Here is a 21275-nt window from a genome sequence, read left to right on the forward strand (position 1 = left end):
CTGCTGCTTTTTCGCTCTTTATTGTTTCTGCTATGTCCGCTCAAACGCCTGTTTATCAGGATGTGCCGTATGTGCAGGACTACAGCGTTAAATACTACGTAGCCGACAGCGCGGTTCGGCTTAAAAGTGTTTTTGCTGACCGGAACGGGGTTGTTCAGGTGCTTTCCTCGAAAGGGTTGCTACGTCCTCAGGCCGGTCAGTTTCAGTATCCCGGAACGCTGGAAGCTGATCGGGCGTATCGACCCATGGCTGATCGGACGATCGCGGCCCTGGGACTTTGCCAGCATCAATTTGTTTACCTCGATAACGACGTCGTTTTTAGTAATGCCTGGGCCGGAAAGTTGTTGGCCAAACACGCCATGCCCAATGCCCAGTTAGTTTGTGCCGGTTCCGACGGAACGAACCAATTAGCTACATTTTTAGTGTCGGATGGCGTACGACTAAAAGCACTATGTGACAATTCGGTTGTCTGGGAGGGCGTTTTACCGCAGGACTCCGTAGCATCTATCCGATACGACGTAGCGAAAAATCATTTTCTGGTTCTGGGGAAGCATTCACTAAGTGTAGTGAACGTCAAGACAGGACACCTTAAAACGGTCTTTCAACAGCCGGGGCTGACCTGTTTTGAACTGGCTCAAAATAAAGTTTATCTGGGAACGCATGATGGGTATCAGGCGCTTGATGCCAGTACGTTCACACCAATCGGTACGTTACAGAAAAAACTGCCCTGCCCGGATTTACGCACCATCGCGTTCGTTCACGGTAAGCTGTGGTTTGGCTCTGCCCTGGGCGCTTTCATGCTACGGCCTGATGGTAAATTCAACTATTACTACGGCGAACGCTGGCTGCCGGGCAACAACGTAGCGGCAATCTCCGCAGGTACGGGTAACAGCGTTTTGGTTCTCACCGACAAAGGATTAGGCGACCTTCATTTCGAACCGATGACGCTTCAGGCAAAGTCGCTTCTTTATGAAAAACAGGTTCGTCAACGTCACATCCGGTACGGCTTTAACTGCGACGTAACAAGCATCCAAAACGGTGATCTGGCAACCGCCCAGATGGGCCAGCGCGACAGCGATAACCTCTGGACATCCATGTATCTGGTTAGCCAGTTGTTTCGCTACAAAGTGACTGCTGACCCGGAAGCCCTGCGAAACTGCCTGGAATCATTCGAGGCAATGGAACGCCTGTTTACGATTACCAGTATGAACGGCTTCTTTGCCCGTGGCTTCGAGCGACGTGGCTACCAGAAGTTTGACGCAAAAGCCTGGGATGGTGGACTGACCAACGGCTGGACACACGCCAACGATCCCGGTTGGGACTGGCGCGGCACGACCAGCAGCGACCAGACTGTTGGCCAGCTATTCTCCCTCACCTTGCTGGCCGAACTGATGGATGGTGATGTAAAAAAACGAGCTATTGGGTTGATTGATAGCCTGATGACCACTATCATAAGAAACGACTGGTATCTGATTGACGTTGATGGTAAACCCACGCTTTGGGGCAAATGGAATCCTGACTACGTCAACTCGTTCGATAAGTCGGTAGGCGATCGAAAGATTAATTCGTCCAATATTATCGGGTTTTTGCAGGCTGCCTATCATTTTACGGGAAAGCCCGTTTACAGGGAGAAGGCCTATGAACTGATGCAGAAATATGGCTATCTGGAAAACCTGATGCGGCCCATGCGTGACATTGGAAAAGCCCCAAAGGACGCTGGCGATTGGGCTAAAATGCTTTCTGAAGGCTGGAATCACTCCGACGATGAAATGTACTTTCTGGCGTATTGGCCCCTGTATCGGTATGCCTTCACGCCCGAACTGAAAGCCAAATACGGCGAAGCCATCAAAGATCACTGGCAGGCCGAACGTCCTGAAAAAGATGGGCTCTGGAACCTCTGCTACGCCATGACCGGGGCCAAAGCGTTCGACCTGCCCGAAACGGTCTGGTATCTACAGGAATTTCCGCTGGACATGATCGAATGGCCGGTGATGAACAGCCATCGCAAAGACATCGAATTCATTCCGGAAAACTTTCGCGGGCAAACCACCAAAGAGGTGTTGCCGCCCGATGAACGTCCGGAACTCAAACATAACCGTAATCTCTTCAAGCTGGATCGCCCCGGCAAGGCCGTTAGCGAACTGAGCGCGGGCGATTCATTTCTGCTTCCCTACTGGATGGGCCGGTATCTGGGTGTGATTAGTGCGCCAGTCGGGAAGTGAGCAGCCTGAAATAATTCGTTCGGTTGAGTAGTCTGAATGACGACGTGAACAGTAGTATACCTAGTCTGAAATCGCTGGTCAAATGAGTGGTTTATCCAACCGAAGTCTCCTTCAAAAGCTCAACAGTGGACGAAACGTCTACGGAACCTGTATTACGTCGACCGCGCCGATGTGGCCGAAAGCGGTCAGGCAGCTAGGTCTTGATTTTGTTTTTCTGGACACCGAACATATTCCGCTGGACCGAGCTGAACTGGCAAAGCTCTGTCAGCAGTTTCGGGCCTACGGCATCACGCCTATTGTCAGAATACCGAGTCCTGATCCTTTCCAGGCCTGTCAGGTAATTGACGGGGGAGCACTGGGCGTAGTAGCTCCGTATCTCGAATCGGCCGAGCAGGTGCGGGAATTGGTCGGGGCTACCAAATATCGGCCGCTGAAAGGCCAGCGACTGGCGAATATTCTTAGTGGAGATGAAACGCTGTCGGCCGAAATGGCCGCTTACATTGCTGCCTATAATGCCGGCCACCTCTGCATTGCCAATATCGAAAGTGTGCCCGCCCTGAATCGGCTCGATGAGTTATTGTCGGTACCGGGTCTGGATGCGGTGTTTATTGGACCGCACGATTTATCGGTAAGTCTGGGACTGCCTGAGCAATACGATCACCCTGATTTTGAGGCTGCGGTACGTAGCATTATTCATGCGACCCGCCAGAAAGGGCTGGCTATCGGTATTCATTTTTCGCTGGAACCCGAACGGCAGATCAGGTGGATACATGAAGGTGTCAACATGGTCGTACATAGTTTCGACATCGCTCTTTTCAGCCAGCGCCTGCAGCACGATCTGCGCATCATCAAAGAAGCCATCGGCGACGATCAAAGCCCGGAACCGAACGCGTCGCTGATTATTTAATGGGATTCGATGCCATCTGACCACCACTCGATCGCTCATCGGGCAGATAAACTCAGTGCTTCTCTACGAACTTGCCCTGTCAATTGGCTGGAGCAAAACCTAAGTTGAAAAACGCTCAACCTGCATGAATGGAATTAGAAAGAACGTAGCGTGTAGCTTCGTCATCGGATGTTTGGTGGCTCAAATCACCACCTATGGTCAGACTCCGGATTCGGTCGGGTATTACCGAACGATGCTGACGACTCACCATAAAATGGGCGTTTCGGCGCACAGAGGCTCGTCGGAAATTGCCCCGGAAAATACACTCGCTACGTTTCGGGCGGTTTTGCAACTCCAGGTTGACTACATAGAGATCGATGTGCGAACGACGAAGGACGGGCAACTCGTCATTTTGCACGATGCTACGTTGAATCGCACGACGAATGGAACCGGCTCCGTAAAAGAGCAGACGCTGGCCGAACTGAAAAAGCTATCGGCCGCCCAAGGCTTCGATGAACAATTTCAAAAAGAGCAAATTCCTACGCTGGAAGAGGTTTGCCAGTTACTTGCTAACTGGAATGCCAATCATACCGGAAAAACAAATTTGTACGTCGATTGCAAGGATGTAGCACCCGCGCCACTGGTGGCTATCCTCTCGAAATATGGCTTGCTCAACGATGCCGTTTTTTACGGTTCCGACGAAACGCTACTGGCCTTACAGAAGGCGGCTCCAACGGCGAAATTGATGCCAGGCCTGAAGAAAATCGATACATTGGCCGATAAAATTAACAAACTTCATCCGTATGCCTTCGATGTAAGCTGGCCCGCCCTGAACGAATCGCTCGTTGGTCAACTTCATCAGCAGCGGATCAAGGTATTTTCTGACCTGTTGGATGGGTACGATTTGCCCGCCCAATACGCAAAAGCGGCTAAACTGGGTATCGACGTCATTCAGACAGACCATGTGCTAAGCGTGTATCGGACACTGGCAACGAAATAAGCAAAACCCCCAACCCCCTGAAGGGGAATCTGCTCATTTGTGAATTAAGCCCTCTTCAGGCAAAAACACTACATAATTTTAACACATTTGCTCATCATGATACGTACCATATTATCTTTTCTCCTTTTATTAATCGTCACGTCGACTTGGGCGCAGATTCATAAGGACTATTTGCCAACCGCTTATCCCGACCGGCTGATACTGGGTTGGCAGGGAAGTCCCGCCACATCGCAGTCGGTCAATTGGCGCACCGACTCGACCGTGATGAACGCGGTGGGAGCCATTGCCGAAGCTGATCCATCGCCCGATTTTGTCAATAAAGCAACCATCGTTCCGGCCACTACCGACCGCATCGTTCTCGATGGGAAATCGGTCTTTTATCATGCCGTCCATTTTAAAAATCTCAAACCGGCCACCCAATACAGTTATCGCGTGGGGGATGGGACGCACTGGAGTGAGTGGTTTCATTTTAAAACGGCCCAGGATCATCCTGCACCATTTTCTTTTTTGTATTTCGGGGATGCGCAGAACGACATTCGCTCGCTTTGGTCGCGGGCCATTCGCGGGGCTTACTCAACCCTGCCTAAAGTGAACCTGATGATTCATGCAGGCGATTTAATCACTACGTCCAACGCCGACTGGCAATGGGCCGAATGGTTTGAAGCGGGCGGCTGGATCAACGGCATGGTGCCAACGCTGGCGACGCCGGGCAATCACGAATATTTTAAGGACGAAACGGGGAAAGTTCGCGTATCGAGACACTGGCGCCCCTCGTTCGTGCTTCCCGAAAACGGACCAAAGGGCCTGGAGGAAACGACGTACTCATTTGACTACCAGGGCACTCGATTTATTTCGCTGAACTCGCAGGCGGCCCTGCTCGATTCAACGGTGTTGGCTATGCAGGCCAATTGGCTGGTGCAAACCTTAAGCAGTAACCCCAATCGGTGGACCGTTGTCGTTCACCATCACCCGATCTATTCGACGAAACAGGGGCGCGACAACGACGAATGGCGCGAAAAGATGGAGCCGATCTACAAAAAATATGGCGTCGATCTGGTGTTGCAGGGTCATGACCATACCTACGGCCGGGGGTTGAATATGCCATTGGGCAAAAGTCGCAAGCATCCCGATGGGCCGATTTACGTAGTATCGGTAAGTGGGCCCAAAATGTATGATATTGGCTTGCAAAACTGGATGGACCGGGCGGGGTCGAATACGCAGTTATACCAAACCATTTCGATCGACGGCGATAAATTGTCTTATCAGTCGTACACCGTAACGGGCGAGAAATATGATACATTTGACTTACTTAAAAACGGTAAAGGTCAAAATACCCTCGTCGATCAGTCGCCGGTGCTGGCTCCCGAACGGCTCGAACTCCCGGCAGAGTATCAAAAAAAGTATAAACCCCAGGAGATGGACGAATACCGAAATCGTTTTCAGGAATACAAAGCCCGCAAACAGGCGAAAAAAGAGTAATACCTATATAGAATCTGCCCCTCTATGCAAACAACTACGTCAAATTCAGCCGAACCGGCTATTGCCCAGCCCGCGCCCGTCAAACGACTTCTCTCGCTCGATACGTTGCGCGGGTTCGACATGTTCTGGATCATGGGCGGTGAAGAAGTCTTTCACGCGCTGGCAAAAACCACAGGAGCGGCCTGGGCGGTTCTGCTGGCCGATCAGTTCACGCACCCTAGCTGGAATGGCTTCCGGGCCTACGACCTGATTTTTCCGCTGTTTGTGTTTATGGCAGGCGTCTCAACCCCTTTTTCAATAGGCGGAAAGCTCGAAAAAGGCGCTGATAAAGGACAGATAGCCCGTAAGATCATCACGCGGGGCCTTGTTTTAGTGTTGCTCGGTATTATTTACAACAATGGCCTGTTCGTCAAAGCCATTCAGGATACGCGTTTCCCGAGCGTTCTGGGACGTATCGGACTAGCGGGAATGTTTGCGCAATTGATTTACCTGTATGCCAAACCGCGCACGCAATACATCTGGTTTGTCGGGATTTTGCTGGGCTATTGGGCCGCCATGATGCTGATTCCCGTGCCGGGTTGCGGAGCCGGTGTGCTAACGATGGAATGCAATCTGGCCAGTTACATTGACCGCCAGTTGGTACCGGGTCATTTGTATAAAACGATCCATGATCCAGAAGGGCTGTTCTCCACGATTCCAGCCATCTGCAATGCATTGCTGGGGATTTTTGCCGGTACGTTCCTGCGCACGCATGGCAAAACAGGCAATCAGAAAGCGCTGCAATTGCTTGGTGCGGGCGTGGGGTTTGTCGTACTCGGCTGGCTCTGGAATTTCGTTTTTCCCGTCAACAAAAACCTGTGGACCAGCTCGTTCATGCTGGTGACCGGAGGCTTAAGTTTGACGTTACTGGCTATATTCTACTGGATTATCGACGTAAAAGATATAAAGGGCTGGACGTTCTTCTTTACCATCATCGGCATGAACTCCATCCTGATTTATCTGGCGGGTGAGTTCATTGATTTTGGGTATGCTGCCCGTTTCTTCTTTGGTGGCTTACTCAAGCTATCAGACTCCGAAGTGGTACTGGAGGTCGGTGGTGTGCTGGCCATACTGGCTGTCAAGTGGGTATTTCTGTATTTTCTGTACAAAAAGAAAACGTTTCTTCGGGTTTGAGTAGGTCCTATTATTAACTATTTTACGGCTGATAGTCAACGTGTTGCGTTGCTACGTATAAAGCTGATAAGGATTATAACCCCTAAATCCCCTGAAGGGGACTTTGTCTGCACACGAGTAAAGTCCCCTTCAGGGGATTTAGGGGTAGAGGCATTCATGAGTAGAAAAGCCAGCACTTAACAACCCTGCCCTTCAGGTGGTGGCCGGTCTCTACAACTTGATAAAAATCTTCCTGGTATACAGCCTATAGGCCGGAATGAAATTGACGCCGACGAAAAATAGCGCATATAACAAGCTGGTGAGTTCGGGCTGTATACCGGCATCGATTAACCCATTTACAACCTGCTCGTTTAGCGGGAGATTGCCGAATTTGAGTCGGTAAAAAAATAGGGCAAAAATGTCGGCCAGTACGTATACGGTGATGGCGTTAGCACCGAAAATGACGCCCGGTTTCGTTCCGCTTTTATAGCCAAGAACATCGACCAGAAAATATAAGGCGCCCAGTAGCAGCGCGGCAAAACCGGACGTAACGAGCACAAAGGAACTCGTCCAGAGGTTTTCGTTGACGGGAAACGTCAGTCCCCAGAAATAGCCAGTAGCCGCCGTGAAAAATCCAGCCGTCATCAGGTACGACACTTTTTCGGTCGGGCTAGTCCGACTCAGCATCCAGCGTCCGGCCAGCAATCCTGTAATGCTCGTTACAATCGACGGGAACGTACTGAGGATACCTTCAGGGTCCCAGGTGCCCTGCCACATGCGGCCAGGCAGGTATTTTCGGTCGAGCCAGGCTGCCAGGTTCTGACCCGGTTCCAGCACTACTTTTCCAATGTCTGGTGTCGGAATTTGCGTCATGGCCAACCAATAGGCAACCAGCGTGATGGCGCCAATCCAGGTTTGTTGTTTCCAGGTCGTGTTCAGAAAGAGGAGCGCGCAAACCAGAAACACAATGGCGATTCGGTGCAGGGTGCCTGTCCAGCGAACAGTGGAAAAGTCAAAATCGGGCATCAGATTCAGGAACATGCCCACGGCAAAAATTTTCAGCGACCGAATCACGATTTTTCGATAGCGTTTGCCTTTCAGAGTTCCTTCATTCAGCTTCCCAGCATAAGCCAGCGCAATGGAAACACCGACAATAAATAGAAACGTTGGGGCAATCAAGTCCGTGAAAGACAGTCCGTTCCATTTTGTATGCCGCAAGGTAAAGTACACGGACTCCTCGCTTCCCGGAAAGTTGGCAACAATCATGGCCGCGATAGTAAAGCCGCGCATCGTATCTAACGAAATGAGTCGGCTTGGTTGCTGCATCATTAAAATGTAAAAAAAGCCCGGTTTCAACAATGGTATCTTTAGTACTGATTTGAGTACTATAAGGGCTATTAAACCCAAAAATTTATGCGTACCGGTTTTTATGCCACGCTATTCGCGCTGATGATTGGTTGCCTGAACGGGTGTCGGCAGGCCGAAAAAACGGACGCTGGCGAGGGACGGCAACTGGCTGTCTCCTGGGAACTGGTCAGTAATTTTACCGGCATAAAAGATGGGTTCGACGCTCGCTTCAGGCTTACCAACAAAAGCGACGCAGCCCTGACGGATGCCAACTGGGCCTTGTTTTTCAACATGTCGCCCCGACCGATTCTTCCGGCTAAAACCTCCCAGCCTGCCACAATTCAGCACATCAACGGCGACTGGTATAAACTGATACCCAGCAAAGGATTTAGCCTCGCACCGGGCGCATCAACGGAAATTCGGTATCAGGGCACCGAAGCCGTTACCAAAGTCACCGATGCACCCCTGGGGCTCTACGTTGTTTATTACGACAAAGACGGCAAGGAAGAAAACATTGTTCAGATCGCCCAGGCGAACTACACAATCGTGCCATTTACGCGGAAGGAGCAGATGTTACGGGGGCCGGGCGACCTGTATCCATTACCGACCTCCGAAAACACGTACCGAAACAACCTGGCTGTGTCGTTACTCCCCGCCGAACAACTCCAGAAAATCATTCCATCGCCCCGTAAGCTGACCACCCGTTCAGGCACGTTAACCCTGAATACCTCGCTGCCGATTTACGCGGAGAAGGGCCTCGAAAGTGAAGCGAAAATTTTAAGCCAGAAGCTAAAAGCGCTGACGGGGAAAGATTTTTCGGTGACTACCGGACCCGCGACGGCGAAAGGTATTTCTTTAAAAACAGGTAACGTCCGTATCAACGGCGTAACGAAAGAAGCCTACCGGCTGGGTATCGACGCAAACGGTGTAACCATTGTCGGGAGCGATGCCGCTGGCGTTTTTTATGGCGTTCAGAGTTTGCTGGCGCTGATCCCGACCACTACGTATTTGACTCCCTCTGCTGATATTGCACTCAACTACGTGCAGGTTGAGGATGCGCCCCGGTTCGAGTTTCGGGGTATGCATCTGGACGTGAGCCGGAATTTCCAGACGAAAGAAACCATCCTGCGCCTGCTCGATCTGCTGGCATTTTACAAAGTCAATACGTTCCTGTTCTACACAACGGAAGACGAAGGCTGGCGACTCGAAATTGATGGTTTGCCTGAGTTGACTAAGGTCGGTGCGCAACGGGAACACACGTCGGGAAAAGAGACAGCCGTCCTGCATCCGGCCTATGGCTCAGGCCCAAAAGCTTACGATAAAGGCAAATACGGCAGCGGCTATTACACCAAAACCGATTTTATCGAAATCCTTAAATACGCTAAAGAACGTCATATCAAGGTGATTCCCGAGGTGAATTTGCCGGGCCACGCACGGGCTGCCATCAAGGCGATGGAGGCCCGCTATGACCGGCTGATGAAAGAAGGCAAAGAAAAAGAAGCCAACGAATACCGGCTCATCGACCCTAACGATAAATCCGTGTATTTGTCGGCGCAGGGCTACACGGATAACGTAGTGAGCGTGGGCCTGGAATCGACGTATCACTTTTACGAAAAAGTGGTCGATGAAATCACCAAAATGTACAAGGAAGCCGGGCTGCCGATGGACGTCATGCACGTCGGTGGCGATGAAGTGCCCGAAGGCGTCTGGACAAAATCGCCCATTGCGGCCAACCTGCTAAAGGCCAATCCGACGATCAAAGACCCCAAAAATTTACAGGCCTATTTCTTCGGGAAACTTCGGGAACGGCTCGCCAAACGAAGCCTGGAAGTGCATGCCTGGGAGGAGGCCGTCCTGGTCAAAGCGGCCGACGGAAAATTGGTAATGAATCCTGAATTTGTCGGCAAGGGCGTCGTCCCCTACGTCTGGAATAACCTGTTCGACATTGATCTCGGCAATCGGCTGGCGAATGCCGGTTATCCGGTTGTGCTTTGCAACGTATCGAATTTCTATTTCGATATGGCCTATAACAACGATCCACAGGAGCCGGGACTCTATTGGGCGGGTTACGTCGATACGTGGAATAACTGGGCCTTTGCACCCTTCGATATGTTCAAGACTACCTACAGAACGGCGATGGGGAAACCATTGAGTTTCGCCGGGCTGGAGCGTATGAAACCCGAAGCCCGTAAAAACGTTCGGGGGATTGAGTCGCAACTCTGGAGTGAAACCGTCAAAGGCCGCGACATGGCCGAGTACGATATGCTGCCAAAACTGCTCGGTTTTGCCGAAAGTGCCTGGGCGCCGGAGCGGCCCTGGGAAACGATCGAGAATCTGCAGGCGCGCGAGACGTCGATGAAGGCGGGTTGGAATGTCTTTGCTAATACGTTAGCACAGAAAGACTTACCGCGACTGGCTCGTATTAATGGCGGATACACGTATCGATTACCACTTCCGGGCGTTCATATTGAAAAAGGAATGGTAAGCGCCAATGTCGAGTTGCCGGGTCTTATGATCCGCTATAAGACGGATGGTTCTGAGCCGACCGCCCAATCGCCGGTGTACAAAACTCCGGTGAAGGTGACGGGAACCGTGAAACTCAAGAGTTTTGATGCCGCGGGTCGGTCGAGCCGATCAGCGGTTGTTGTCGTGCCTTAATCCAAGTCTGATTATTTGCCAAAAACTGCTTTTCAACATGACTATCGGAGTTGATTTAGGAGGCACTAATGTGAGAGCCGGTCTGGTCGATAATGGGTTAATTATACGCCAGAAAAGTAAAGCGTTACAGCAGAAAGATTCCCTCTTGGCTACGCTGGCGCAACTTATTGAACTCATTCGACCCTTTGTCGAGCCACCTGTCAGCAGCATTGGTATTGGCGTGCCGTCGGTGGTCGATATAGAGCGGGGGATTGTCTACAACGTAGCCAATATTCCGTCGTGGGAGGAAGTGGCGCTACGGGATATCCTGGAAAAAGAATTTGACCTGCCGGTTTTTGTGAACAATGACGTGAATTGTTTTACGCTCGGCGAACATCAGTTTGGGATGGCGCAGGGCTACCGATCGGCGGTTGGTATGGCTATTGGTACCGGTCTTGGTTCCGGCGTTATCATTGACAATCAGCTGTATACGGGCAGTAACTGTGGCGCTGGTGAAATCGGTTTATTGCCTTACCTGGACAAGAATATTGAGTCGTATGCGGCTGCTCAATTTTTTGAAGCCAATCACGGAACAACGGCCCTGGAAGCCAACCAGGCCGCCCGGCTGGGGGCGAAGAACGCGTTGAAACTCTGGGACGAATTTGGTAAACATTTTGGCGTTGCCGTTAAAGCCGTGCTTTACACCTACGACCCCGAAGTGATTGTTTTAGGTGGGTCTATTGCCAATGCCTATCCGTTTTTCAACGCGACGATGTTCGAAAGTATGGCTGATTTTGCGTATCCGGTAACCCTCCGGCGGCTGAAGATTTTTCAATCGCAGAATGAGAACATTGCCCTTTTGGGAGCAGCCGCGCTGGCTCAGGGCGCTGGGCATGGCGCGTGGGCGGTCCGTCGTTACGGCATGGGGTGACCCCGTCCTCCATGTGCCACACCATCCATTCGCTCTTAACGCTTCCGATGAAACGAAACACGCTGATTGTTGTCCTGATTCTTCTGATATTTTTTGTCATTTCCTTCCTGACCAACATTCTGGGGCCGATCATTCCCGATCTGGTCGAAAGTTTTAAGCTCAGCATTGGCCTGGCGGGATTCCTTCCGTTCGCATTTTTTGTGGCGTATGGCGTGTCGATCCCATCCGGAATTCTGGTAGAAAAGTTTCGGGAAAAACCCGTGCTGATTGGGGCTTTTTTTCTAGCCTTTCTGGGCGCGCTGCTCTTCGCGCTGATGCCCCGGTTTTCGGTAGCCCTGATCTCTTTGTTTTCCATCGGGGTAGGCATGGCTATGTTGCAGGTCGCTATCAATCCGCTGCTTCGGGTAGCCGGTGGCGAAGAACATTTTGCGTTTAATTCGGTGCTGGCCCAGCTTTTTTCAGGAGCTGCTTCATTTTTTAGTCCATTGCTGTACAGCTACTTCGTTCAGACGATTCATACCGACAATACGTCCTTTTTGATACGTCTGCTCAACCAGGTGGTGCCGGTTCATTTCGAGTGGGTGTCGTTATATTGGGTTTTTGCCGCCACTACGTTGCTGATGATTCTGGTGGTGGGCCTGATCAAATTTCCGGCGGTTGCCCTCAAAGACGATGAAAAAATAGAGGTGGGTGGGACGTTGGTTGAGTTGTTACGAGATAAAAAGGTGCTGCTCTTTTTCGCCGGAATTTTTGCGTACGTCGGCACGGAACAGGGCATTGCCAACTGGATGTCGAAATTCCTGCAACTCTATCATGGCGTTGACCCGACAACGGATGGCGCTACGGCCGTCGCCTATTTTTGGGGCTTAATGACCGTTGGCTGTGTTCTTGGCCTTGTTTTGCTGAAAATTGCCGATAGTCGCAAAGTCCTGATTGTATTCACGATGGGTGCTATTACGTCGTTGCTGCTGGGTTTGTTTGGTCCGAAAGAATGGGCGCTTTATGCCTTGCCGGGCACGGGCTTTTTTGCGTCGGTCATGTGGTCGATTATTTTCTCACTGGCGCTCAATTCCGTACCGAAACATCATGGCACTTTTTCTGGTATCTTGTGCACCGGAATCGTGGGTGGTGCGCTGGTGCCGCTCATTATTGGTGGCCTGGCCGAGCTGGTAGGGTTACGGTTGGCCATGCTTTTGCTGCTCATTACGTTAGGCTACATTTTTAGCATTGGCATCTGGGCAAAACCTCTGGTAACAAACGCGACGATCAAATTAAAGAGCGAAAGGATTAATGAGTGAAAGAGCGAAGCCATCCGGTGATTTTCACTCTTTCGTTCTTTCACTCTTTGGCTCTTTGGAACATGCACAAGATCATTCTACTGATTGATTTCTCCGAGGATTACAGCCGGAATCTGCTGAAAGGGATCTCCAAATACGCCCGCGAACACGGTCCCTGGGTGTTTTGTCAGATGCCCCTTTTTCACCGGGAAACGCTGGGCGTCGATGGTATCCTGAACTGGGCCCGCGATTGGGAAGCTGATGGTATTATCGGGCAGCTTTACAACGATAGCAGCGTGGAAAAAATCGTTCAGGCCGGCATTCCGGTGATTGCGCAGGACTTCAAAGAGCGCTTTGTCGAGATTCCGAACATAACGGGTGCGCACCGGGCAACAGGCGCTCTGGCCGCTGATTATTTTCTGCGGAAAGGCTTTCGGCATTTCGCTTTTTACGGATTTAAACACATCGTCTGGTCAAGGGAGCGGGCCGAAGGTTTCGACGAGCGGGTGTCCAAGGCTGGGTGCTCGGTGCATTATTTTGAACATGAAGAGTACAGTTCGAGTGATCTGTGGCATTATAAACCCAGCTCGTTGAGTAAGTGGCTGTCGTCATTGCCAAAACCCATCGCCATCCTGACCTGCGACGATCGGATGGGACAACATATTACCGAAACCTGTCGGCATTCGGGCATTCGCATTCCCGAAGAAGTAGCGGTGCTGGGCGTCGATAATGACGAGATGCTCTGCGAACTTTCAGACCCTCCGCTGTCCAGCATCATGCAGGATGCCGAGAAAGGGGGCTATGATGCCGCTCAACTGCTAGACCGGCTGATTCGCCGGGAGATAACCGATATCTATGACATTATCGTTGAACCCACGCAGGTCATCACCCGGCAATCGACCGACATCTACGCCACTCACGACGAATACATCGCGTCGTCGCTGAAATACATCCACCAGAACATCGACAAAAATCTTCAGGTCGATGAGGTCGTGAGGCAGGTGCCGTTGTCGAGACGGTCGCTGGAAATGCGGTTCCAGCAGGTGATCGGCTACCCGATTTACAAATACATCCAGAACCTGCGTATTGAAAAGTTCTCGAAAAAACTGCTGGAAACCGATCTGGCCGTTTTTGAGATTGCGATGGATCTGGGTCTCAACGACACGAAAAATATCGCCCGTCAATTCAAGCTGATAAAAGGCTGCACGCCCCTCGAATACCGCCATCGGTATCTGGCCGGGAAATAAATCTTACTGCTCTTTCGGGATTTCTTTCAGCAACCAGATATCAGAAATGCGGGAATTCTGCCGCCAGTTCAGATGCGACTCTTCTGGCTGGTCGAACGTAACGCTGATACGTCCATCCTGGGTAGCCACCAGGGGAACAATCCATTCTTTGACCGTATCGGCTTCCCGATTGTACTGGATCGGTTCCAGGCGTTTGCCATCTACCCGCAACAGGGCTTCGCCAAAACCAACCACCCGAATGACGTAGCGGGCACCCGGATCAAGGTTGTCGTAGTCGAGCGCCGGGCTCCGCTGAAACGTTTGCGACGACAACCGGGCCCGGCTGAACCCATCTTTCCACCAGGCAATATCGGTGGCATCGTCGGAGATGGTTTTCACGCGTGGTCCTTTGCTGACACTCGACACATCATCGTAAAAGCTGCCCTTGCCGGGCGTTTCCCAGAGGCCAATTTCCCTGAGTCGAGCCAGCTGCTCCTCTTTGGTTTTCAGTGATTTAATTTTTGTTAGCTCATCGGCCAGCCACCAGCGGTTGTTGAGCGGATAATCCACAAAGTCCAGCAAAGCCCCCCGCTCATAGCCCTTTGCCTTGTATTTTGGTACACTGGTTTGTAAGCCAATTGAAGCGAATAAATCAGCGCATAATGCCTCTATTTTACTACGTAGCTCGGGCGAAACCGGCTTTTTGTCCGCCTGATTTACCAGGTCAAGTGCCTGCGTCATGACCGCTTCCTGGTCAGTAGCATCGGCATGAGCCAATAACGCATTGGCTTTTTTCTCCAGTCCCTGTTCGTAGAGCAGGCGTCGGCGCGTATACGTATCATAATAGGCACGTAGCAGAAAAAGCTGCCAGCGCCAGTTGGTGTGTAGCCCCAGATTGTCGGTCTCCAGCTTTTTCCAGTAGGCAAACGTGGTTTCTACGCCACCATTTTCGGTAAGCGGTCCCTGCCAGTTATGTTCCAGCGCTGCAATGCCATCGGCCGTGGCTTCGTCCAGCGTTGGTCCGAAGAAAAAGCGGCCATATTCTTTCAGGATCTCGTGAATGCTCCTGTCCGGGTCCCAGCCGCGCATACTCCAGACCACCTTGTTAACGTCATCATGACATCCGTCTGAATAGGATACAAAGCCGTCGGTAAAAGGGGCGGCAACGGCCTGCGCTTTCGCGTAGAAATAAGGGCGGGGATTGGGTGCTTCGCGGCCCAGTGTGAGGGCATAGGCCTGGTCCCACCGCTCAACTGGAAATTCGCAGCGAACATTGTGCGTGATGTCGGGGTACTGCCGAATCTGGTATTGCTTGGGAAGCCGGTAGCGGGTTTCGGCCAGGGGTGGGCTGCTTGGGCCGTGTACGACACCCGCCAGCCAATCGGGCTTGTTTTGAGCCAGGTAGTCGTAAAAGTAATCGATCTGTTCGACGCTGAATCCTTGCAGCGAAAGCCAGATTTTAGCCTTCGGATGGTATTTGACCAACAGCGTGTGCAGGTCTTTCAGGAAGGGCATCACCTCTCTTGGATGGTTATCACCCGGATCGCCACCCGGCACAAAAATATGATCGAGTCGGGGGCAGGCTTTATAAAAAGCTTCGTGCAGGTCGAGTTCAGCCTTTCGCCTGGCAACGTCGGTCAGGGCAAACGTAGCCGGTGTCCAGACCCAATAGTCGAGGGCATATTTCTGACATATTTCGCTCATTTTTATCCGCATCTCCGGCGCAGGTATTTTGAAATGCGGACTCGGTTTTTCCTCTTCGTGAAAGGGAATGCCTTCAATGGCGTTGGTGCCAAAAATAGCTAACTCCCGGACGTACTGGTCAAACTGAGCCACCGTCCAGGCATCATACGAGTTGGCCGTTGTCCGATAGCCCAACTGATGGCCCCGAATGGGATAAGCCGGTGCTGATGCTACGTCGATTGGCGCAGGTATCTCCAGCCGTTTGGTGTCCATGTTGAGGTTACGCAGGAGCCAACCCGTACCAAAGAGGATGCCCCGGGCATCGGCCCCGATAATCCAGAGCGTAGTCCCCTTTGTGTTGACGTCGCTGACAACCCGAAAGCTCTCCGGCTTTACGTCCTGTCGATCTTTCTCGGCGCTAACCGGAGCCGGAACGCCAAGCAATTCTTTATCGCTCGCTAACACGAACGCGATGGTAACGGGTTTATTCTGAGGCCAGTTTGCTGCGTTCCTGAGCGTAATGCCTGTCCGTTTGGCGATTTCTTCACTCAACAGGTGCGGAGCTGTTTCCCGCATGGGCATGGGCACCGACGGCGACACGAGCATAACCGCCCGCTGAAGGTTAATCGGCTGGGCGGCCAGTGGAATGAGCCTCGCTGAAATCAGGGTAAGAGACAAACAGAGGCAGGTTGCGATACGATACGGATTCATAAGGTATAAGGGAAAGGACGTAGTATAGCCTATTTATTGACGGCCTGCTGAACTTTACGAATGGCGTCGGCAAAGGACTCCATATCGCTTCGGGTACCCAACATGGCCTGCTGAAAAATCCACACGGCTTCGTCGGCACAGGCGTGTTCGGCCACCGGGCAGTACACCTGCGAATAATCGACTGAGTCGGGAATGGCGTAACACATCCAGTTTTTTTGCTGGAAAACGGGTTGCCGGTAAAGCGGGTGCGGGTAGCCAGCCGAGCAGGGGAGACCCTCAGCTGCCAGCATAGCCACAAACGCCTGCTTCGGCAATTGATTGAACTTCGACGGATCGTACCTGAAAATATACAGATGATAGGCGTGCCGAATGGAAACCTGCCCGCGGCTCAGTGGTCTGATGCCGTCTAGTTCGGCCAACAGACTGTCCAGATACAAGCCATTTTCATTTCTTATTCGGGTCTGTTCGTCGAGCCGCTTCAACTGTTCGCTGAGCAAAACGGCCTGCAATTGGGTGATTCGGTAGTTGCAACCCGGGTTGAAATGGTCGTACCATTGCCCGTCGGGGAGCCGCCCTACATTGCGTAGTGAATTCATTGTCTGGTAAAGCGCATCGTCGTTGGTAATGACCATGCCGCCTTCGCCCGAGGTCAAGTTTTTTGACGACTGAAAACTGAAGCTGCCCACGTCGCCGATGGAGCCGAGTTTCTGGCCTTTGTATTCGGCACCATGAGCATGGGCGGCATCTTCAATGACCCGCAGGTTATACCGGCGGGCAATGTCAAGGATGGCCTCCATATCGCAGGCTAATCCGGCAAAATGAACGGGAATAATCGCTTTGGTCCGTTCGGTAATGGCTGCTTCAATGGCTTTGGGGTCTAGGTTATACGTATCGGGATCTATATCCGCGAAGACCGGGACGCCATTAACCTCCAGCACAACAGACGCGGTAGCAATAAATGTGTAAGGCGGAACAATGACTTCATCGCCGGGACGTACGCCACACGCCATCAGGGCTAATCGAAGCGATACGGACCCGTTTACACAGCTTATGGCGTATTTGCTACCGCAATACTCGGCAAACTGCTGCTCAAAATCGGCAACGGCACCGGTGCAATCGGGATTTCCCCATTGCCCACTGCGAACGATGTCGGCTACGGCTTCCACATCCTGTTCATCATAGATCGGCCAGGGAAACGTAGTGGTGACGGCTTTTTCACCACCGTCTATCGCCAATTGCTCTATTAAGGGCGTTTTATTCATTCCGAAGAAAAAATATATTTTCCTTAATACGGAATGAAGTCTATTTCAGGCTATTGGATAGCGTAAATTTTGATAAGTAGTAAAGGCCATTATAGCCCAAACCCGTTGTTTGTCCCAGTGGCTACAGCCAGCTACCAAATGTCGCTTTAAAGGAGCCAGCTATTAACTCAAAGCAGCCGATTGAAAATTCCCACTAAGCGCTTAATCATCACGTAGCTACGTTTGTCGTGACAACGCTGTACACCTAAAGAATACCTTCCTCTAAACCAAAAACAGAAAACAACGACAATGAATCAGAAAACATCAGCCGCCTTTGTTGGCGCTTCCTGGCTTGCGCTTGGCACCGGTATGTTCGGCTTCTTAATTGGGCTTTGGCGATCCGACATGCTTTTAAATGAAAAGGGATTCTATTTTACCGTCCTGATGTTCGGCATCTTCGCCGTAGTATCCGTTCAGAAAAGTGTTAGAGACCGATTGGAGGGCTTGCCCGTAACGGATATTTATTACGGTATCTGCTGGTTTTCAACCATTTTGTCTATTTCACTTTTGACAATTGGTTTATGGAATGCGACGATGCTACCCAGTGAAAAAGGATTTTATGCGTTCGCGTTTTTACTGGCATTATTCGGTGCTATTGCGGTACAGAAAAATACCAGAGATAACCAGGAGTTCAGCAAGAAACTATAAGCTGCCTGCTCCTTTGGCCAGGATTGTATCTAAGCATCCGGGCGTAAGCTTGTGGTTACAGGAGTCGTATAACAGCTAAATCACTGGTTAGCTTAAAATAGCCACGATCCAGAAAGCTCACGATTGCTTTTAGTTTCGCTTCAAAAGGCGTCTGCCCATAGGACACCGCACCCACGCCAACGACATGAACATTGGCTTGGCCCGCCCGGCCCCTGGCTTGCGTAAGTAAGACCTCGGGCTTGTAGGGACAGGCAACATAGGTATCGCAGAGGGTTGCATAGGCTGCCAGAATGCGATCGCAGTCGGTTTCGGCGAGAAAGTCGATGCTATGCCGGGGAAGCTGGTTCTGGAGTTCCTGAATTGGGTTCATGGGTGCAAGCTACCGATTTCAATCATACGTCTGACTTGATTTGTATGGGCATTCACGCCAGTTGCTGACCTCCGCCATTGGATGAACGTAGCGAATGTCTCATCAGCGTATGGCGTTCAGGATATCTATTTGTAAAACGATTGGGTCGATCAAAACTTATTGCTGGAAGGTAAGTAGCTGCGTAGATAACGGGGGGATAATTGACAGAAATTATTTACATTGGCCGGGTATTACAGGCCATTGCCGAGGCTCTCCTTTTCATTCATAATGCTAACCCTTCCAACCCATGAGAAAACCATTTTTCATTGTTAGTCTATTAATCAGTGTAACGTCTTTCGTTCAGGCACAAACAATCAATTTAAAGCCGGTTTGGGAATCCGATACAACACTGCGTACACCCGAATGTGTGCTCGTTGATCCGGGCAAAAAAGTCCTGTACGTAGCCTGTATCAATGGAGGCCCCGCGTTGGAAAACAAAGGCAGTTTTATTGCTAAAGTTGGCCAGGATGGCAAGGTGATCAAATTGAAATTCACCGAAAACCTCAACTCGACCAAAGGGATGGGTATTCTGGGCAACAAACTGTACGTCACCGAAATGACTCAGGTCGCTGAAATTGACCTGGCTACCGGTAAGATAGTCAACCGGTACCCGATCGAAGGGGCGAAATTTCTGAATGATATCGCTGTCGATACCAAAAAGGGCGTTGTCTATATTACAGATTCGAACGACAGCAAAGTTTGGGCATTAACGGGTGGGAAAACCAGCCTGGTCCTGGGCGGTGATCCGCTGAAGGGTACCAATGGTCTTTTGGTTGAAAATAATCAGTTACTGATCGGAAACGGCGATGGTTCATTGCTCTCTATGGATATCGCCACCAAGAAACTGAACACGATCGCTAAAGTATCTGGCGGTATTGATGGCATTGTGGCCCTGGGAAACAAGAAATACGTAGTGACCGAGTGGGGTGGGAAAATTTGGTACATCCAGCCCGATGGTTCTATCGAACTAAAAATGGATACAACGAAAGAGAAAATCAATACAGCCGACATTGGTTATGATCCAGCCACCCAAATGCTGTTCGTACCGACCTTTTTTCACAATACTGTAAAAGCTTATTCGCTCAGGTAAGTAGTATTTCTATCTAAACCCGGAAGGTTTTTTTTAAGCCTTTCGGGTTGGCAAAACAAGCCGCTTCTCTTTAGAAAAGCGGCTTGTTTTGCTTTAGTTTTTTCTGACGCAGCAGCGCTTCCAGAAAATAGTAATCAGCGTAAACCAGCGGGACATCCACTTCAGAATCAGCGGGTTTGGAGCCCGTGCTATGCAGTAACAGAAAGCCTTGATTTGCCCCGGCAGGAGACAGATAAGAAGCCTGTAAGGTAGCCATGAGTTTGTCGGCCGTTTGGCGGTAGTGCATGCCATTGGGCGTATACGTGCTCAGTTCGTACAAGGCCGATGCCATTACCGTGGCCGCCGACACGTCGCGGGGTTCGTTGGGGATTTTGGGGGCATCAAAGTCCCAGTAAGGAACCAGATCGGCAGGTAGATGCGGGTGATTCAGTATAAACCGGGCAATTTTTTGCGCCTGCTCCAGAAAGACTTTATCGCCCGTTTCCCGGTAGCACATCGTGTACCCATACAATCCCCAGGCTTGCCCGCGCGACCAGGCCGATTCATGGCTAAGCCCCTGATGGGTGTTTTTCTTGAGCACTTTGCCCGTTAGCGTGTCATAGTCCACTACGTGGTACGAGCTGTTATCGGCCCGATAATGGTTTTTTAACGTAGTACGGGCGTGCGCAACGGCAACTTTATAGAAAGTCGAATCGCCGGTAAGTTTGGTCGCTTCAAAAAGTAATTCCAGGTTCATCATGTTGTCGATGATGACCGGAGATTGCCAAACCTCTTTGTGATGATCCCAGGAGCGAAGAATGCCGGCGGCTGGTTTGAAACGGGTAATCAACGTTTTCGCCGACTGAATGAGTACGTCCCGATAGGCGGGGTCATGCGTCAGGCGATAGCCATTGCCCACGCTGCAATAAACTTTGAATCCCATGTCGTGCGACGTGCCGTTCAGCTTTTCCACTTCCTGCCGGGCCGTGTAGATTTTAGCCTGCTCTAATCGGTCAGGATTTCCCGTCAGTTCGTACAGATACCAAAGTTCGCCAGCGAAAAAGCCGCTCGTCCAGTCGCGGGACGGCACGAGTTGCAACGTGCCTTGTGGCGTCAGGGTCCGGGGAGCAACCAGCGATGCGCTGGACGTATGATCAGTTGCAATGACTTTGGCGGTATTAGCCAGCAGGAGGTCGGTTTGGGTGTTAATAAATGGCAATACTTTGTCAGACTGGGCCATAGCCAGGATAGGAGCAAGGGCCAGTAACAGCAGAATTCGAGTCAGGATCATCATAGA

The 21275-nt window shown here is 51.1% G+C and carries 16 protein-coding genes; 11 read left to right on the top strand and 5 right to left on the bottom strand.

The annotated features are described in order from the left end of the window. Window positions 1-32 precede the first annotated feature (32 nt). The 5 genes from ACYVEA_RS11530 (at window position 33) to ACYVEA_RS11550 (ending at window position 6760) form a co-directional block, all read left to right on the top strand. Window positions 33-2222, top strand: coding sequence for a hypothetical protein (locus ACYVEA_RS11530; protein WP_461113572.1), 2190 nt, complete (start codon window positions 33-35; stop codon window positions 2220-2222). Between the two features lie 82 nt (window positions 2223-2304). Further along, complete coding sequence (locus tag ACYVEA_RS11535; RefSeq protein WP_461113573.1) at window positions 2305-3129, top strand: HpcH/HpaI aldolase family protein; 825 nt, start codon at window positions 2305-2307, stop codon at window positions 3127-3129. 124 nt (window positions 3130-3253) lie between these two features. Further along, entirely contained in the window at window positions 3254-4108 is an 855-nt protein-coding gene (locus tag ACYVEA_RS11540) for a glycerophosphodiester phosphodiesterase (RefSeq protein WP_461113574.1), read from the top strand. 96 nt (window positions 4109-4204) lie between these two features. Next, window positions 4205-5587, top strand: a complete 1383-nt coding sequence (locus ACYVEA_RS11545) for a purple acid phosphatase family protein (protein ID WP_461113575.1) — start codon at window positions 4205-4207, stop codon at window positions 5585-5587. A gap of 24 nt (window positions 5588-5611) precedes the next feature. Beyond that, window positions 5612-6760: an acyltransferase family protein gene (locus ACYVEA_RS11550; protein ID WP_461113576.1), complete on the top strand. Its 1149-nt coding sequence runs from the start codon at window positions 5612-5614 to the stop codon at window positions 6758-6760. Window positions 6761-6970: 210 nt separating this feature from the next. Here ACYVEA_RS11550 and ACYVEA_RS11555 read toward each other — a convergent pair whose 3' ends face one another. Continuing rightward, entirely contained in the window at window positions 6971-8068 is a 1098-nt protein-coding gene (locus tag ACYVEA_RS11555) for an acyltransferase family protein (RefSeq protein ID WP_461113577.1), read from the bottom strand. Window positions 8069-8152: 84 nt separating this feature from the next. On the opposite strand from ACYVEA_RS11555, the gene ACYVEA_RS11560 reads away from it, so the two are divergent. From ACYVEA_RS11560 to ACYVEA_RS11575, 4 genes are all read left to right on the top strand, one after another. Next, window positions 8153-10744 carry a family 20 glycosylhydrolase gene (locus ACYVEA_RS11560; protein ID WP_461113578.1) on the top strand — a complete coding sequence of 864 codons (2592 nt, stop codon included), beginning with the start codon at window positions 8153-8155 and terminating at the stop codon, window positions 10742-10744. A 37-nt stretch (window positions 10745-10781) separates the two neighbouring features. Next, entirely contained in the window at window positions 10782-11654 is an 873-nt protein-coding gene (locus ACYVEA_RS11565; protein WP_461113579.1) for an ROK family protein, read from the top strand. Between the two features lie 47 nt (window positions 11655-11701). Beyond that, on the top strand, window positions 11702-12952 hold the full coding sequence (locus tag ACYVEA_RS11570) for an MFS transporter (RefSeq protein WP_461113580.1): 1251 nt from the start codon (window positions 11702-11704) through the stop codon (window positions 12950-12952). 62 nt (window positions 12953-13014) lie between these two features. Next, window positions 13015-14178 (top strand): XylR family transcriptional regulator, encoded by a 1164-nt coding sequence (locus ACYVEA_RS11575; RefSeq protein ID WP_461113581.1) that lies wholly within the window; start codon window positions 13015-13017, stop codon window positions 14176-14178. Window positions 14179-14181: 3 nt separating this feature from the next. Here the strand turns inward: ACYVEA_RS11575 and ACYVEA_RS11580 are convergent, their stop codons facing one another. Together ACYVEA_RS11580 and ACYVEA_RS11585 are read right to left on the bottom strand one after the other, a co-directional pair. Next, a complete protein-coding gene (locus ACYVEA_RS11580; RefSeq protein ID WP_461113582.1) occupies window positions 14182-16551 on the bottom strand; it encodes a hypothetical protein in 2370 nt (789 codons plus the stop codon). Between the two features lie 29 nt (window positions 16552-16580). Next, window positions 16581-17813 (bottom strand): DegT/DnrJ/EryC1/StrS family aminotransferase, encoded by a 1233-nt coding sequence (locus tag ACYVEA_RS11585; protein ID WP_461113583.1) that lies wholly within the window; start codon window positions 17811-17813, stop codon window positions 16581-16583. A gap of 288 nt (window positions 17814-18101) precedes the next feature. Here ACYVEA_RS11585 and yiaA point away from each other — a divergent pair, with 288 nt between their 5' ends. Further along, window positions 18102-18500: an inner membrane protein YiaA gene (gene yiaA, locus ACYVEA_RS11590; protein ID WP_461113584.1), complete on the top strand. Its 399-nt coding sequence runs from the start codon at window positions 18102-18104 to the stop codon at window positions 18498-18500. Window positions 18501-18555: 55 nt separating this feature from the next. Here yiaA and ACYVEA_RS11595 read toward each other — a convergent pair whose 3' ends face one another. Next, window positions 18556-18870 (bottom strand): hypothetical protein, encoded by a 315-nt coding sequence (locus ACYVEA_RS11595; RefSeq protein WP_461113585.1) that lies wholly within the window; start codon window positions 18868-18870, stop codon window positions 18556-18558. A gap of 286 nt (window positions 18871-19156) precedes the next feature. Between ACYVEA_RS11595 and ACYVEA_RS11600 the strand changes: the two genes are divergently transcribed. Then, window positions 19157-19999 carry an SMP-30/gluconolactonase/LRE family protein gene (locus tag ACYVEA_RS11600; protein WP_461113586.1) on the top strand — a complete coding sequence of 281 codons (843 nt, stop codon included), beginning with the start codon at window positions 19157-19159 and terminating at the stop codon, window positions 19997-19999. Window positions 20000-20069: 70 nt separating this feature from the next. Here the strand turns inward: ACYVEA_RS11600 and ACYVEA_RS11605 are convergent, their stop codons facing one another. Further along, complete coding sequence (locus tag ACYVEA_RS11605) at window positions 20070-21272, bottom strand: glycoside hydrolase family 88 protein (RefSeq protein ID WP_461113587.1); 1203 nt, start codon at window positions 21270-21272, stop codon at window positions 20070-20072. Between the last annotated feature and the right edge of the window lie 3 nt (window positions 21273-21275).

This window comes from Spirosoma jeollabukense, from assembly GCF_054777855.1.